At 69.4% G+C, this 15019-nt stretch carries 15 protein-coding genes; 7 read left to right on the top strand and 8 right to left on the bottom strand.

Annotation, left to right across the window (positions count from 1 at the left end; all coding sequences use genetic code 11):
• Positions 1 to 121: 121 nt before the first annotated feature.
• The 8 genes from AB0B96_RS14205 to AB0B96_RS14170 form a co-directional block, all read right to left on the bottom strand.
• Complete coding sequence (locus AB0B96_RS14205; RefSeq protein WP_362898691.1) at positions 122 to 1543, bottom strand: ATP-binding protein; 1422 nt, start codon at positions 1541 to 1543, stop codon at positions 122 to 124.
• 44 nt (positions 1544 to 1587) lie between these two features.
• Positions 1588 to 3261, bottom strand: a complete 1674-nt coding sequence (locus AB0B96_RS14200) for an FAD-dependent oxidoreductase (protein WP_362898689.1) — start codon at positions 3259 to 3261, stop codon at positions 1588 to 1590.
• Positions 3262 to 3347: 86 nt separating this feature from the next.
• Complete coding sequence (locus AB0B96_RS14195) at positions 3348 to 4274, bottom strand: helix-turn-helix domain-containing protein (protein ID WP_362898687.1); 927 nt, start codon at positions 4272 to 4274, stop codon at positions 3348 to 3350.
• A gap of 329 nt (positions 4275 to 4603) precedes the next feature.
• Positions 4604 to 5194 (bottom strand): TetR/AcrR family transcriptional regulator, encoded by a 591-nt coding sequence (locus tag AB0B96_RS14190; protein ID WP_350944776.1) that lies wholly within the window; start codon positions 5192 to 5194, stop codon positions 4604 to 4606.
• Between the two features lie 194 nt (positions 5195 to 5388).
• Positions 5389 to 6402 (bottom strand): glutamine synthetase, encoded by a 1014-nt coding sequence (glnII, locus tag AB0B96_RS14185; RefSeq protein WP_362898685.1) that lies wholly within the window; start codon positions 6400 to 6402, stop codon positions 5389 to 5391.
• A gap of 258 nt (positions 6403 to 6660) precedes the next feature.
• The gene (locus tag AB0B96_RS14180) at positions 6661 to 7293 is read right to left on the bottom strand and encodes a MerR family transcriptional regulator (RefSeq protein WP_362898683.1); all 633 of its coding nucleotides are present in this window, start codon (positions 7291 to 7293) and stop codon (positions 6661 to 6663) included.
• 35 nt (positions 7294 to 7328) lie between these two features.
• The gene (locus AB0B96_RS14175; RefSeq protein WP_362898681.1) at positions 7329 to 7922 is read right to left on the bottom strand and encodes an HAD family phosphatase; all 594 of its coding nucleotides are present in this window, start codon (positions 7920 to 7922) and stop codon (positions 7329 to 7331) included.
• Between the two features lie 279 nt (positions 7923 to 8201).
• The gene (locus tag AB0B96_RS14170) at positions 8202 to 8576 is read right to left on the bottom strand and encodes a hypothetical protein (protein ID WP_362898679.1); all 375 of its coding nucleotides are present in this window, start codon (positions 8574 to 8576) and stop codon (positions 8202 to 8204) included.
• Between the two features lie 200 nt (positions 8577 to 8776).
• Here AB0B96_RS14170 and AB0B96_RS14165 point away from each other — a divergent pair, with 200 nt between their 5' ends.
• The 7 genes from AB0B96_RS14165 to AB0B96_RS14135 all read left to right on the top strand — a co-directional run bounded on the left by AB0B96_RS14165 (position 8777) and on the right by AB0B96_RS14135 (position 14953).
• Positions 8777 to 9652: a MurR/RpiR family transcriptional regulator gene (locus AB0B96_RS14165; RefSeq protein ID WP_362898770.1), complete on the top strand. Its 876-nt coding sequence runs from the start codon at positions 8777 to 8779 to the stop codon at positions 9650 to 9652.
• A 2-nt stretch (positions 9653 to 9654) separates the two neighbouring features.
• Positions 9655 to 10413 (top strand): SIS domain-containing protein, encoded by a 759-nt coding sequence (locus AB0B96_RS14160; protein WP_350944771.1) that lies wholly within the window; start codon positions 9655 to 9657, stop codon positions 10411 to 10413.
• 39 nt (positions 10414 to 10452) lie between these two features.
• Positions 10453 to 11862, top strand: a complete 1410-nt coding sequence (gene ngcE, locus AB0B96_RS14155; RefSeq protein WP_362898676.1) for an N-acetylglucosamine/diacetylchitobiose ABC transporter substrate-binding protein — start codon at positions 10453 to 10455, stop codon at positions 11860 to 11862.
• A 108-nt stretch (positions 11863 to 11970) separates the two neighbouring features.
• Positions 11971 to 12873, top strand: a complete 903-nt coding sequence (locus tag AB0B96_RS14150) for a sugar ABC transporter permease (protein ID WP_362898674.1) — start codon at positions 11971 to 11973, stop codon at positions 12871 to 12873.
• Between the two features lie 11 nt (positions 12874 to 12884).
• The gene (locus AB0B96_RS14145; protein ID WP_362898672.1) at positions 12885 to 13784 is read left to right on the top strand and encodes a carbohydrate ABC transporter permease; all 900 of its coding nucleotides are present in this window, start codon (positions 12885 to 12887) and stop codon (positions 13782 to 13784) included.
• A gap of 88 nt (positions 13785 to 13872) precedes the next feature.
• Positions 13873 to 14448, top strand: coding sequence for a helix-turn-helix domain-containing protein (locus AB0B96_RS14140; RefSeq protein WP_362898670.1), 576 nt, complete (start codon positions 13873 to 13875; stop codon positions 14446 to 14448).
• A gap of 13 nt (positions 14449 to 14461) precedes the next feature.
• Positions 14462 to 14953 (top strand): hypothetical protein, encoded by a 492-nt coding sequence (locus tag AB0B96_RS14135; protein WP_362898668.1) that lies wholly within the window; start codon positions 14462 to 14464, stop codon positions 14951 to 14953.
• The last annotated feature ends 66 nt before the right edge of the window (positions 14954 to 15019 follow it).

Genomic DNA, 15019 nt, shown 5'->3' with positions numbered 1-15019 from the left:
CCTGAGCACCCGCGCCTTCCGAACCGAACGCCCACGCCTCCCGGACCGCGGTAACCGGCCGGACGCCATGGAGGCCGTGGGGTCCTCCCGCCGCCGGGCGGGAGGACCCCACGTTCCGGTGTCAGCCGGGAGCGGCCGTCTCGGTGAGGGGCAGACGCACCTCGAAGCGGGTGTCGCCGGGCTTGGACTCCACGCGCAGGTCGCCGCCGTGCCGGCCGGCGACGATGCGGAAGGAGATGTCCAGGCCGAGCCCCGTGCCCTCGCCGACCGCCTTCGTGGTGAAGAACGGCTCGAAGATCCGCTCGCGCAGGGCCTCGGGGACGCCGGGGCCGCTGTCGCAGATCTCGATCAGCGCGATCGTGTCGTGCTCGAGGCGGGTGCGGACGGTCAGGACGCCGGTGCCGGCCATCGCGTCCAGCGCGTTGTGGATCAGGTTGGTCCACACCTGGTTGAGTTCCCCGGCGTAGGCCGGGATGGGCGGCAGGTCCGGGTCGTAGTCGGTGACGATGCTGATCCCCGGCGGGATCTTGCCGCGGAACATGGTGAGGGTGCTGTCCAGGAGTTCCCGCACGTCCACCGTCTGGTACGGCGCCCGGTCCATCTGGGAGTACTGCTTGGCGGAGGCGATCAGCGAGGAGATCCGCTCGGTCGCGTCGGTCACCTCGTTCAGCATCTGGGTGATCTCGATGGCCTCCGCCAGCCAGTGCATCGCCCCGGACAGGTACCGTTCGCCCAGCGCCTCGCGGATCTTGTCCAGTTTCTCCGGCTTGAAGCCGGCCGCCACCAGGGGCGAGGCGATCTCCCAGGGGTCCTCCACCCCCGCGTCCTCCATGGCGTCGGACAACTCGTCCTCGGCGTCGGAGATCTCCATCGGGGAGCGGGGCGGCATCTCCGCGAGGCCGGCGGCGCACGCCTCCTGCAGGTCGACCAGGGCGCTCAGCCGGTGGGGCTCGATGCCGTCCTCGGCCAGCACGGCCAGCCGCCTGCGCGAGGTCTTCATCCGGACCCGCAGGTCGTCGACGGCCCGCACCGCCGCCGCGGCCGGGTTGTTGAGCTCGTGGGTGAGTCCGGCGGTGATCGTGCCGAGCGCGGTCAGCCGCTGCCGCCGGTCGATGAGCTCCCGCTGTGCCATCCCGCCCAGACGGGCCCCGTCCAGAAGGTGCACCGCCATCGGGAACCACTCGGCCATGATCATGCCGTACTTCCTGGCGGGGAGCATGAACATGCGGGTCGGCTTGGTGGCGCGCAGCGTGTGGGCGTAGGTGGCCGGGGCGCGGTCTCCGAGGTAGGCGAGGACCGCGCCGCCGTAGGCGCCGGGCTGCGAGGTGGGGGTCATCGTGACGGGCCCGGCGGTGGTCTCGGTGACCATCACCACCTCGCCCTCGACGAGCACGGCGAAGCAGTCGGCGGGATCCCCCTGCTTGACGATCGGGTCGCCCGCCTCGTACTCCTCCTCGTCCCCGTACCTCGCGAGCCACCGGAGCTTGTCGTCGTCGAGCTTCTCGAAGAGGAACAGCCCGCGGAGCACCTCGATGTCGATCATGTGACCTCCTTCGTGAGCGCCGCAGGAGACCTCGTCGGGGGCACTCACGTCTTCTCCAGGTAGCGGTGGACGAGGGCCACGGCCATCGCGCCCTCACCGACCGCGGAGGCGACCCGCTTGATCGAGTCGGCACGGACGTCGCCGGCGGCGAACACCCCCGGCACGTTCGTCTCCAGGTGGTACGGCCCGCGCCGGAGCGGCCAGTTGCGCGGCCTGTTCTCGTCGGCGGTCAGGTCGGGACCGGTGAGGACGAAGCCCTTCGCGTCGCGTTCGACGGTGTCGCCGAGCCAGTCGGTGAACGGCTGGGCGCCGATGAAGACGAACAGCCACTCGGCCTCGACGGTGCGCTCGCCCTCGGGACCCTTCAGCGTGATCCGCTCCATGTGGCCCTCGCCCTCGGCGCCGACGACCTCGGTCTCGGTGTGCACCTCGATGTTCGGGATCTGGGAGATCTGCTCGATCAGGTAGTGCGACATGGTCCTCTCCAGCCCGTCGCCCCTCACGATCAGGTGGACCTTGCTGGCGTACCCCGACAGGTAGACCGCGCCCTGGCCCGCCGAGTTGGCGGCGCCGACGATGTAGACCTCACGGTTCGCGCACTCGGGCGCCTCGGTGAGGGCCGCGCCGTAGTAGCAGCCGGAGCCGATGAAGTCGTCGAGGCCGGGGGCGTTCAGCCGCCGGTAGGAGACGCCGGTGGCGAGGATGACGGTGTGCGCGGCGATCGAGCCGCCGTCGGCGAAGCCGACCACCCGGGCCTGGCCCTTGACCTCAAGGCTGGTGACCGTGCGGGCGGTAAGCAGCTCGGCGCCGAATTTCAGCGCCTGGCGCCTGGCGCGATCGGCGAGTTGCGCGCCGGAGACGCCGTCGGGGAAGCCCAGGTAGTTCTCGATCCTGGAGCTCTGGCCCGCCTGCCCGCCCGAGGCGTGCTGCTCGACCATCACCGTGCGCAGCCCCTCCGAGGCGCCGTAGACCGCGGCCCCCAGGCCGCCGGGACCGCCCCCGATCACGATCAGGTCGTAGAAGTCGGTGGCCGGGGCGGTGGACAACCCCACGGCCTCGGCCAGCTCCGAGGTGCTCGGCGCGGTGAGCTTCGTGCCGTCTCCGGTGATGACCAGCGGCAGCCTGGCCGGGCCGGCGGCCCCCTTCTCCCCGGCCTCCGCGGCCGCCGCGAGCAGCTCGGCGCCCTCGGAGGAGTCGGCGAGCATCCAGCGGTAGGGCACCTGGTTGCGCGACAGGAACTCTCTGACCTCGTACGACGGGGCCGACCAGCGCGCGCCCACCACCCGCAGCTCGTCGGACTCGCGCCGATCCGTCCGCTGCCAGGCGTCGAGCTGGGCGTCCAGCACCGGGTAGAACTTCTCCTCCGGCGGGTCCCACGGCTTGAGCAGGTAGTGGTCGAGATCGACCACGTTGATCGCCTGGATCGCGGCATCGGTGTCGGCGTAGGCGGTCAGCAGTACGCGGCGCGCGTAGGGATACAGGTCCATCGCCTGCTCCAGGAACTCCACGCCGTTCATCTGGGGCATCCGGTAGTCGGCGAGGATCGCCGCCACGTCGTCGCCCCTGAGCCGCAGCTCGCGGACACTGGCCATGCCCTCGACCGCGGTGTCGGCCCGGATGACGCGATAGGCGTGGCCGTAGCGGCGCCGCAGGTCGCGGGCGATGGAACGGGACACGCCAGGATCGTCGTCGACCGTCATGATGACCGGTTTTTCCATGTCCTGCCTTCCCCCGAGATGGAGATAGCCGATATTAAGGACAATCTCTCCGAAGGATGTCACATCCGTGTTAAAGCCAGCATTGATCAGGCGTGGTCATGAGGGGTGGGAGTCGCGGGGGGCGCGAGGGAACCGTGGAGACGGTGACCGGGCATCCCAGCGGCACGCAGCAGGACGGCCGGGCGGTCGCGGTCGCTGAGGAAGCGTCTGAGTTCGGAGTCGGTCGTCCAGATCTCGCGCATGGCCTCGTGCCCGACCCGGTCGGCGACGATCTGCAGGGCGATGTCCTGCCTGACGTACTCGACCGCCATCGCGACGACGGCCGGGTCCTCGGTGTAGACGCCCCACGCGGTGCCGCCGGCGAAACCGCCGACGAGGGCCTCCCGCCGGTCCCCCGCGACGACGAGCAGCCGGTGGTCCTGGTCCTCCTTCACGCTCCCCTCGCCCTCGTGCAGGGGCGCGGGGAAGGGGAAACGGCGCTCGTACAGGTTCCCGACCGGCTCCCGCGCCACGCCGAAGTGCATCACCGAGGTCTCGACCCCGCGCTCGACGGCGCGCCTGATCAGCGGGGAGAGCGGTTTCATCTCCTCGGGCCAGATCGACACGAACAGGTCGCTCCGTGCCCCGGCCACCACGTCCTCCGCCCGGTCGAGCAGCGCTACGGGGTCCTTGAGGCTGTGGATCAGATAGGCCTTGGGAGGCGCCACGATCGCGGGCAGCGCGACCTCCAGTGCCCCGATCGAGTCGGCGAACTCCCTGCGCATGCGCTCCAGCAGGGATCGCGGTGGTAGTGGCAGGTAGTCGGTGGCGTCGTCGGAGCCGCGCAGCTCGTAGGCCGCGCCCTTGGCCACCAGCTTGCCAAGCGTCTCGTAGACCGTGCTGCGCGGCACCCCCGAACGTTTGGCGACCTCGTAGCCGTTGAGGGGCTGTCCGGCGCCGACCAGGGTGACGTACGCCTTGGCCTCGTAACCCGACATGCCCAAGCGCTGTAATTGCTCCACTACGTCCCGCATCGCAGTTATGGTACGGCGCCGACTACCCGTTTAGCGCTGTCCTAAAGCACCTGTTTTGTAGGATTTTTGTGACGTGAGGTCGTCCGGACCCGTGGAACGGGGGCGACGAAGCGTGGGAGCGCTCCACCGGGAGGCGTTTCACTCTCGTCCGGCCGCCGACGTCATCATGCGTGCTCAGCTGCCTGCGAGGGGCACCGCCCGATCCTGTCCGGGGCCGGACCCGCCGGTCCCGGTGGCCTCCGCGGGTGGGAGCGCCGCGGGGCCGGGGCCCGTCCCGCTCGGGTGGCGTGCGCGGTAATTTCGGTCGCGGCCGCCGCGCCTTCGCTCCGCTACGCGGGCTTCAGGGCCCGCAGGGCGAACTCCACGAGCGTGTCGGCGTACTCGTGGGTGAGAGGGGCGGTGCGCAGCATCCAGCGGTGGTAGATCGGTCCGTACAGCAGCTCCACGGCCACGCTCAGATCCGCGTCCTCGGCTACCTGGCCCGCCCGCTGGGCGCTGCGCAGCCGTTCCCTGGTCGCCTCCAGGTGCGGCCCCAGGAGTCGCGCGGTGATCTCGGCGCTGATCGCGGGGTCGTTCAGGGACTCGACGGTGAGTGCCCTGGTCATCGTGTCGAGCTCGGGATCGTGGTACTCGTCGACGATGGCCCGCAGCGTGAGGCGAAGGTCGGCCCCGAGGTCGCCGGTGTCGGGAAGTGCGACGCTCCCCTCCTCGTCGGAGGTCCTGGAGAGGAAGGCGTCGATGAACACGGCGCCCTTGGAAGGCCACCAGCGGTAGATCGTCTGCTTGCCCACTCCCGCGCGGGCGGCGATCGCCTCTATCGTCAGCTTGGCGTATCCGGACTCGGCGACCAGGTCGAAGGCGGCGCTCAGAATGGCCCGGCGCGACTGCTCGCTGCGACGGGCCGGGTTCGGGGTCTTCACGTGCCCGAACGTATCATTTCACGAGTCGAAACGTATCGTCTTGCTCGGCTCGCCGCATTGGCCGCGCTCGCGGGTCGATTCTCCCCGAGAGGCCCCGGACACGGCCGAAGGGGGCGGGTGAGCGGACGAGCGGAACGCCGAAGGCCGCGGAGACCCCCGGCAGGGCTTCCGCGGCCTTCGAGTCTGCGGTCGGATCAGACCTGGCCGGCCTTCTCCAGGGCGGAGCAGCAGGTGTTCACGATGAGGCGGGTGACGAGGTAGGGGTCGACGTTGGCGTTCGGACGCCGGTCCTCGATGTAGCCCTTCTTCTCCACCTCGACCTGCCACGGGATGCGGACCGAGGCGCCGCGGTCGGAGACGCCGTAGCTGAACTCGTTCCAGGGGGCGGTCTCGTGGAGGCCGGTGAGGCGCTCCTCGATGCCGGCGCCGTAGTGCTTGACGTGCTCCAGGGCGTTCGCGGCGAGGGCCTCGCAGGCGGTGACGATCGGGTCGTACTCCTCGCGCATCGCCTTGGTGGAGAAGTTGGTGTGCGCGCCGGCGCCGTTCCAGTCGCCCTTCACCGGCTTGGCGTCCAGGGTGGCGCCGACGTTGAAGTCCTCCGCGGTGCGGTAGAGCAGCCAGCGGGCGATCCACATGTGGTCGGAGGCCTCGACGGGACCGGCCGGGCCGATCTGGAACTCCCACTGCCCCGGCATGACCTCGGCGTTGATGCCGGAGATGGCCAGGCCCGCCTCGATGCAGTAGTCGAGGTGCTTCTCGACGATCTCGCGGCCGAAGACCTCGTCGGCGCCGACGCCGCAGTAGTAGCCGCCCTGCGGGGCGGGGAAGCCGCCGATCGGGAAGCCGAGCGGGCGGCCCTCCTTGAAGAAGGTGTATTCCTGCTCGATGCCGAACCACGACTCCTGGTCGGCGTACTTCTCGGCGACCTCGACGAGGGCGGCGCGGGTGTTGCTGGAGTGCGGGCTCATGTCGATGTTGAGCACCTCGCACAGCACCAGCACGTTGGCGCCGCCGCGGATCGGGTCCGGGCAGGTGAAGACCGGCTTGAGCACCCGGTCGGAGGAGGAGCCGTCGGCCTGGTTGGTGCTGGACCCGTCGAAGCCCCAGATCGGGAGCTCCGCACCGTCCGCCATCACCTTGGTCTTGGAACGAAGCTTGGCGGTCGGCTCGGTGCCGTCGATCCAGATGTATTCAGCCTTGAAGGTCATCGGCGGAGTCCTTGAGGATGGAGGGATCTTCTGCTCTCAAAGATTCGCAAGGCGCGATTTCGCATCTGTTGCCCATGTGTGAACAGAGTGTTACTCAGACCTATATGGGCAGGCAGAGGCTGTATTGAAATCCGCACAGATGGTTTCCAGGGCTGTGAGCTGCCCTTTCGTGGGACGATTGGAACGATTGAGACATCCGTCACAGATGACGCCGATTATTGCGCCAAGTCATTTTCGTCACCTTTGTCGCAGGTGATATCAGCTGCCGAGGAGACGGGCCGAGACCGACTCGTGGGCGAGCCGCCGCATGATGTCGAGGACCCTGCCGTGCACGACGGTGCCGAGGACGAGGGCCTCGACCGCCTCCTCGCGGGGTCCGTCGAACGGGATGGTGCCGATCTCGTGCTCGGTCACGAGCCGCAGGGCGACGTCGGCGTAGGGGCGCAGGGCCTCACCGTCGGCGGGTATGCCGAGCCGGCCGAGGGTGAGGACGGCCTGGGCCAGCTCGTCGCGGGCCGGGGCTTCGGGATCGATCTGCCATCCAAGATCTGTGATCATGGTGTCGGCCTCGGCGCGGGCACGCGTCCACTCCTCGTCGGGTGTGTCCGGCTCGACCGCGGGCGCGAGGGCGTACTGCGCGACGCCGAGGACGTGGTGCAGGTCCAGGCTCTCGTCGTCGACGGCGGCCACCACCTTGCCGATGGAGGCGATGGGCAGCCGCCCGACCTCAAGCAGCGCCCGGATCAGCCGCAGCCTGCGCACGTGGCCCTCGCCGTACCGCGCGCTGGTGGCCGAGGTCTGCTCGCCCGCGGGAAGCAGGCCCTCGCGCAGGTAGTACTTGATCGTCGGGATGGATACGCCCGATGCGGCGCTGAGCTCGGATATCCGCATCATTGGATAGTACAGATGGCCAGTGTGGGGGGCGTCTAGCGCAACGAGGGACGGACGTCGATGACGGTCATCCCCGCGGCGAGGGCGGAGGCCACTCCCTCGTCGGTGTCCTCGTAGGCGACACAGGTGTACGGGGCGACGTCGAGGAGGCGCGCGGCGAGGAGATAGACGTCGGGGGCGGGCTTGCCGTAGCGGACGTCGTCCCTGGTGACCACGGTGTCGAAGAGGGGGCGCAGGCCGGTGACCCGCAGGGTCTCCTCCACGGCCTGGCGGGCGCCTCCCGAGGCCACGGCCATCGGCACCCGTCCCCGGTGAGCCTCGGCGACCGCGCTGACCGGCCGGTGCGGGGTGACCGTGTGGATCAGCCACTGGTAGGCGTCGAGCGCCGCCGCCCGCACCGCCTGGTAGTCGAGCTCGGCTCCGGTCTCGGTCTCCAGCTCCGCCAGCAGACGGTCGGACGACAGGCCCGTGCGCGCCCGGTACCACGCGGAGTCGAGGTCGACCTGCCACCCGGCCAGCGCGGTCCGCCACGCGCTCTCGTTGGCGGAGGTGGTGTCGACGAGGGTCCCGTCGCAGTCGAAGATCAGGGCCGCGTAGGGGGTGGGGGGCTGGAGTCGCTGGTGGAGCATGGTCGCCTAACACGTGACGGTGGATCTACGCCCACTTTAGCCCGCGCGGGAAAGGGCGGGCGCCTGCCCGGGGGGTGGTCGCGTCACCGCGACGGGTGAGATCGCGACGGCGGGTGCGAGGGGCGGTCAGGGCGGCGAACGTGCGGTTCTTCGGCTTCCGCCGGCGGGGCGGACAGGGCTCCCGAGCTCGTCCGGCGGGGTCCGGCCCGGCGGGTGCGCGCGGTCGCCCGCGTACGCCGGAGGTGCCGATCCGTCGGAACGCGGCCGGTGCTGGAGGACTCAGCTGATCTCGTCGCCCCAGCCGTCGTGCCGTGCCCTGGCCAGCTCGTTCTCCATCTCCTCAAGCTCCCGCATGAACCCCTGGAACCCCCGCGGGCCCAGGCGGCGCCAGACGAGCAGCTGCAGGGAGCGCGTCTCCTCGTCGACGAGCGGCTCCTGGTGAGGCGGCGACGTCAGCAGCTCCTGGGCCTGGCGCTCCGCGGCCTGGAGTTCTTCGGCGGTGAAGCGGATGCCGTGCTCGTGTTCCAGCAGCCGGATGTGCGGGTCGTTGCGCAGTCTCTGGTCCCGGGCGCGCCGGGCACGCCGGGCGGCGAGCTCGTCGTGGACGTGCGCGCCGGAAACCTGGTGCGGCGTGTCGGCCGGACGTGGAGTCATCGTGGGGTTCGCCTCCGTCAGCGCGGTTCCTTTTTCTGGAACCTCTGCTAGAAACGACGCCCGAAAGGCGGCGGAGGTTGTCGATTTCTCCCCCGAAACCCCGGCTGGGCGGGTGCGGGGCACCTAACGGTGCCCTCGACGGCCTTGACGCGAGCTTGACTTGAGAATAATTTTCACCCAGAAGAACTCCGGTGAAAGGAATGCTTGTGGCCGCAGGCGCGCTCGGACGCATACAGACCGAGACACCCGCGCTGCCCGAGGCGCTGCGCCGGGTGGGGGAGGCGATCCTGGCCGACCCCGCCGAGGCCGCGCGATCGACGATCATCACGCTCGCCGAGCGGAGCGGCAGCTCGCCCGCCACGGTGACCCGCTTCTGCAGGGTGTTCGGCTTCGCCGGGTACGCCGGGCTGCGCGTCGCCCTCGCCACGGAGAACGGGCGTGCCGCGCAGGCCAACTGGGACGCGGGGGTGGGCCACGAGATCGGTCCCACCGATCCGCTCGACGCGGCGATCGGCGTGATGGCCGCCGCCGACTCCCGGCTCATTCAGGAGACCGCCGCCCAGCTCGACGTGGGCACCGTCACCACGGTCGCCGACGCCATCGTCGCGGCCCGCCGCGTCCTCATCTTCGGGGTCTCCACCAGCGGGGCGGTCGCCGTGATGTTGGGCGGGCGGCTGCGCCGCATCCGGATCCCCTGCTGGAGCCACGCCGACGCGCACGAGGCGCTCGCCGACGCCGCGCTGCTCGCCGAGGGCGACGTCGCGATCGGCATCTCCCACCAGGGCCGTACCCGCGAGGTGCTGGAGTCCCTCGGCGAGGCGGGGGACCGGGGCGCGCTCACCGTCGCGGTCACCTCCTTCGCCCGCTCCCCGCTCGCCGAGCTGGCGGATCAGGTGCTGACCACCGCGAGCCGCGAGACCACCTTCAGGCTGGGCGGCCTCGCCGCCGTCCACTCCCAGCTCTTCGTCCTCGACACCGTCTATGTCGCGGTCGCGCAGCGCACCTACGAGCAGACCAACGAGGCCTTCGAGTTGACGATCAGGGCTCTGGAGAGCCATCGCGTGGAGAGGAGCTGACCGTGCGGATCGGTGCTGCCGAGTACGTTCACGAGGTCAAGGCACTGGTGGACGAGGTTTCCGGCACCCAGCAGGAGGCGGTGGGGGCCGCGGCGGCGCTGATCGTCGAGTCCCTGCGCGGTGGCGGCGTGATCCAGGCGTTCGGCTCCGGGCACTCCGAGGCGATCGCGATGGAGATCGCCGGACGCGCGGGCGGCCTGGTGCCCAGCAACCGCCTCGCCCTGCGCGACGTCGTCCTGTACGGGGACGCCCCGGTCGCCACCCTGCTGGGAGCACCCGGCGAGCTGGAGCGCGACCCCTCGGTCGCCCGGCGGATCTACGACCTGGCTCCCGTCCGCCCCGAGGACGTGTTCGTGCTGATCTCCAGTTCAGGGGTGAACGGATCGGTGGTCGAGCTCGCCTCGATCGTCAAGGAGCACGGGCACCCCCTGATCGCCCTCACATCGGTGCGGCACAGCACCGCGATGACCTCCCGCCACCCCTCGGGCCGCAAGCTCCTCGACCTCGCCGACGTGGTGCTCGACAACCGCGCCCCGTACGGCGACGCGGTCCTGCCGCTCCCGGACGGCGGCACGTTCGGTGCGGTCTCCACCATCACCTCGGCGCTGCTCGCCCAGATGGTCGTGGCCGAGGTGGTGCGCGACCTGAGCGAGGCGGGCCTCACCCCGCCGATCTACCGCTCCGCCAACGTGACCGGCGGTGACGAGCACAACCGCGCCCTTGAGAACCGCTACGCCGGAAGGATCCGGCGAGGTGCCTGAGCACCGCCCCTCACTCCCAGGCCACTTCCAGGAGGAAGCATGACCCAGCTATCCAGGCGCGAGCTCCTGCGCGGCGCCGCCCTGGCCGGTCTCACCGTGCCGGCCCTGTCCGCGTGCGCCACCCCCGCGGGCAACGGCGGCGCCGCCTCCTCGGCACCCGTCGTCGGGGCCACCAGCGCGGCCAACCCGCTCGGCCTCGTCGAGGGCAGGCCCCTGGAGGTCTGGATCTTCGACGGTGGTTTCGGCGACGCCTACGCCACGGACGTCCACGAGCCGCTGCTCAAGACGAAACACCCCAACCTGGAGATCAGTCACAACGCCACCAAGGAGATCGCGAAGACCCTCCAGCCGCGCTTCGCCGGCGGCGACCCGCCGGAGTTCGTCAACAACTCCGGCGCCAACGCGATGGACTTCGGCGCCCTCGTCCAGGACGGCCAGCTCACCGACCTCACACCGCTGTACGACGCGCCGAGCTGGGACGACCCCGCCGTCAAGGTGCGCGACACGATCGATCAGAACGCCATCGAGCTGGGCAGCTACGACGGCACGCCGTACGTCCTCAACTACGCCAACACCGTCTGGGGCATCTGGTACTCACGAAAGCTCTTCGAGGCCGAGGGCTGGCAGGTCCCCAAGACCTGGGCCGACTTCCTGGCCCTGTGCGAGACCATCAAGAAGTCGGGCAAGATGGCGCCCTTCACCTACGCGGGCAAGCACCCGTTCTACATCTACGAGGCCATCCTCACGCTCGCCGCGAAGATCGGCGGCAAGGACGTGCTGAAGAACATCGACAACCTCCAGGACGGCGCCTGGAAGGCCGAGCCGGTCAGGCAGGCCGCGGGGGCCTTCGTCGAGCTCGGGTCGAAGTATCTGCTCCAGGGCACCGCGGGGCTCGACCACGTGCAGACCCAGACGGCGCACAACAAGGGCCAGGTCGCGATGCTGCCCTGCGGCTCCTGGCTGGAGAACGAGCAGAAGGACTCCACGCCAGAAGGCTTCGACTACGCGATGTTCGCGCTCCCCGACTTCGGCACCTCCGACGCCCTGCCGTACGGCACCCTGCACGCCCAGCCGGGCGAGGAGTACGTCGTCCCCGCCAAGTCGGCCAACCCCCGCGCGGGCCTTGAGTACATGCGCGCCATGCTCTCCAAGGAGGGCGCGGGCAAGTTCATGGAGATGGTCTCCACACTCACGGTCGTCAAGGGCGCCGACGCGGGCCGCACCCTCCAGCCGGGACTGAAGAGCGCCTCGGCCGCGCTGGAGGCGGCGGGCGACAACGCCGTCTGGTTCCTGTTCCGCAAGTGGTACGTCGAGCTGCACGACGAGGTGGCCGCCGCGACCGGGCAGCTCATGGCGGGCAAACTCACCGTCGACCAGTGGGCGGACCGGGCGCAGAAGAAGGCGGACGCCATCAAGAAGGACGCCTCGGTGAAGAAGTTCAGCCGATGACGGCGGCAGGCGACGGGGCGCCCGGGGGCCGGCCCGTCGCTCACCGGGCACCGGTCCTGGGCCGTCGCCTCGGTGGTGTGACGACGCCGGGGAAACGGTAGGCCGGCGATGGACCACGGCAGGACACGGTTCGTCGCGGGGTTCCTCGCGATCCCGTTGACGCTCTACCTGATCTACGTGATCGCGCCCTACGCGCAGGCCTTCTACATCGCGTTCACCGACTGGCGCGGGGTGAACGCGACCCCGCGCCTGGTGGGGCTGGAGAACTTCCGGCGACTGCTGGCCGACAACGTGTTCTGGCAGGCGGTGAGCCACAACCTGGTCCTGCTCCTCCTGCTGCCGATCCTCACGCTCGGGATCGCGCTCTTCTTCGCCTTCCTGCTCAACGCGGGCGGGCGGGGCGGCACCGGGGGCATCTGGGGGTCGAAGTTCTACCGCGTGGTGTTCTTCTTCCCCCAGGTGCTGGCCGTCGCCGTGGTCGCCGTACTGTTCCAGCAGGTCTTCAGGCCCGACCGCAGCGGCATGCTCAACGCGCCGCTCATCGCCCTGGGCTTCGAGCCGATCGGTTTCCTGTCCAGCACCGACGTCGCCTTCTGGTCGATCCTCGCCGTGCTGGTCTGGCAGGCGGTCGGCTTCTACGTCGTGCTCTTCTCCGCGGGCATCGCCTCCATCCCGCGCGACCTCTTCGAGGCGGCGGCGATCGACGGCGCCGGAGGGCCCTCGCTGTTCCTGCGGGTCACGCTGCCGCTGCTGTGGGACACCATCCAGGTCGGCTGGGTCTATCTGGGCATCGCCGCGCTGGACGTCTTCGCCATCGTGTGGGTGATGACGGCCGAGCACGGCGGCCCCGACCACTCCACGACCGTGATGGCGGCGGAGATCTACCGCACCGCCTTCCAGTACTTCAAGTTCGGCTACGCCTCCGCGATGGGCGTGGTCCTGTTCTTCTTCACCATCGGGTTCGCGGCGCTGGCCCTGCGCCTGTCGCGGCGTGAGCGGATCGAGTTCTAGTGGCCGACGTCGTGACTTCCCCGAGCAGGGCGTTCGCCCGCGAGGAGCGCAGGCGGCGCCTGGGGCCCCTGTCGGCCCTGACGCACGTCGCGCTGCTCGTCTGGACGGTCCTGGTCGTCGTGCCGATCGTGTGGACGTTCCTCGCGTCGGTGAAGAGCGAGGACGAGATCTTCGGCGACGCCTGGTCGCTGCCCGCCCACCTCCGCCTCGACAACTGGGCCCGCGCCTGGGAGCAGGCGCACATCGGCCAGTACATGATCAACAGCATCGTCGTGGTGGCCTTCGGCACCCTGGGCACGATGCTGTTCGGCTCGATGGCCGCGTACGTGCTCGCCCGCTACCGCTTCCGGGGCAACCGGTCGATCTATCTGCTCTTCGTCTCCGGCCTCGCCTTCCCGGTCTACCTGGCGCTGACCCCGCTGTTCTTCGTCGTGCAGAACATGGGGGCGGTCCCGGTGATCGGCCCGTTCATCGGCCTGAACACGCACGGCGGGCTGGTGCTGGTCTACATCGCCTACTCGCTGCCCTTCACCGTCTTCTTCCTCGCGGCCTTCTTCAGGACGCTGCCCGGAGCGGTGGCCGAGGCGGCCTTCGTGGACGGGGCCTCGCACGCCCGGGTCTTCTTCCAGATCATGCTGCCGATGGCCAAGCCGGGCATCGTGAGCGTGACCATCTTCAACGTGCTCGGCCAGTGGAACCAGTATCAACTGCCCCTCGTCCTGCTCAACTCCGACCGGGACAAGTGGGTGCTCACCCAGGGCATCGCCGACATCTCCACCGCCGCGGGCTACGACGCCGACTGGTCGGCCCTGTTCGCCGCCCTCAGCATGGCCATCCTGCCGATGCTGATCGTCTACACGATCTTCCAGAGCCAGATCCAGAAGGGCCTCACCGCCGGCGCCCTCAAGTAGGACACCCGGCCGCGCTCCCGCAGGAACCATCTCCGTGACACTTCGGCATCGTTGACGCTCTCGTATAACGAGAGTTATCGTCAACTATATGAGAGCGTCAGCTCCCGAACTCATGCCCATCTTCCGATCACCTCTTCAGGCCCGCCTTCTGACACGCCTGTTCCTGGCCGTCGACGAAGAATTCACGATCACCGATCTGGCCGACTTCCTCGGTTCTCCACTTCCCACGGTCCAGCGAGAGGTGCATCGCCTCGTGCGCGCCGGTCTCCTCAGAGAGCGCAGAATCGGCAGGGCGCGGCTTGTCAGAGCCAACGCCGATGCCGCCGCCTCACGGCCACTGACGCAACTGCTGGCCGTCACCTTCGGTCCTCCCGCGATCCTCGCTGAGGAGTTCGCGTCGGTGGCGGGCATCGAGCGACTCGTCATCTTCGGCTCCTGGGCCGCGCGTTATCACGGACACTCCGGCCCTCAGCCCAATGACGTCGACCTCCTGGTCATCGGCTCCCCCTCCCGGGGGGACGTCTACGACGCGGCGGAGCGAGCCGAGCGCCGTCTGGGCATTTCCGTGAATCCGGTGTTACGGAGCGTATCCGCGTGGGAGTCTGGCGACGAAGGCCTGCTCCGCGAGATCGCGAACGGGCCGACGGTAACCGTGGAGGTCTAGGGGGAACTCGGCAGTGCAGTGGACCATCGGGGAAGCCGCGATCCGCAAGCTTCTCGACGATCGTGAGCTCCAACGGGTTCCGCTGGCCGATCACATGGCCGAGTCGATGCTCGAATCGGCGCGAAGCCATCTCGAATCGGTGGAGTTGATCCGTGACACCGATCCCGACGGTGCCTACACCCTCTGCTATGACGCCGCGAGGAAGGCATCAGCGGCGCTCCTGCAAGCCCAGGGCCTGCGTGCCACGTCTGCCGGTGGCCACATCGCCCTCAGGGAGGCTGTCACGGCCCAGTTCGGGCAGACCAGGGAAGGTGCTTCGCTCCGTCGACTCGATCACATGCGGCGAAGAAGGAATGTCCTCGAATACTCCGGCCAGCCCAGCGAGGCGGTCACCGGCGCCGAACTCGACGAGGCGACCGCGTGGACCGCTGAGATCATCGACTTCTGTGAACGTCTCGTGTCGAAGCTCGATCTCTTTCCGCAGGGGGCGGTCCACCGAAAGTGATCATCGACATCGTCGTTCTGCCGTGAAACAGGCATGTTCGGGCTTGGGAGACATGGGGCGCGGTCT

The organism is Streptosporangium sp. NPDC049046 (genome assembly GCF_040649155.1).
Lineage (GTDB): Bacteria > Actinomycetota > Actinomycetes > Streptosporangiales > Streptosporangiaceae > Streptosporangium.
Note: the sequence above shows the minus strand (reverse complement) of the source record. Positions and strands in the feature narration are given on the sequence as shown.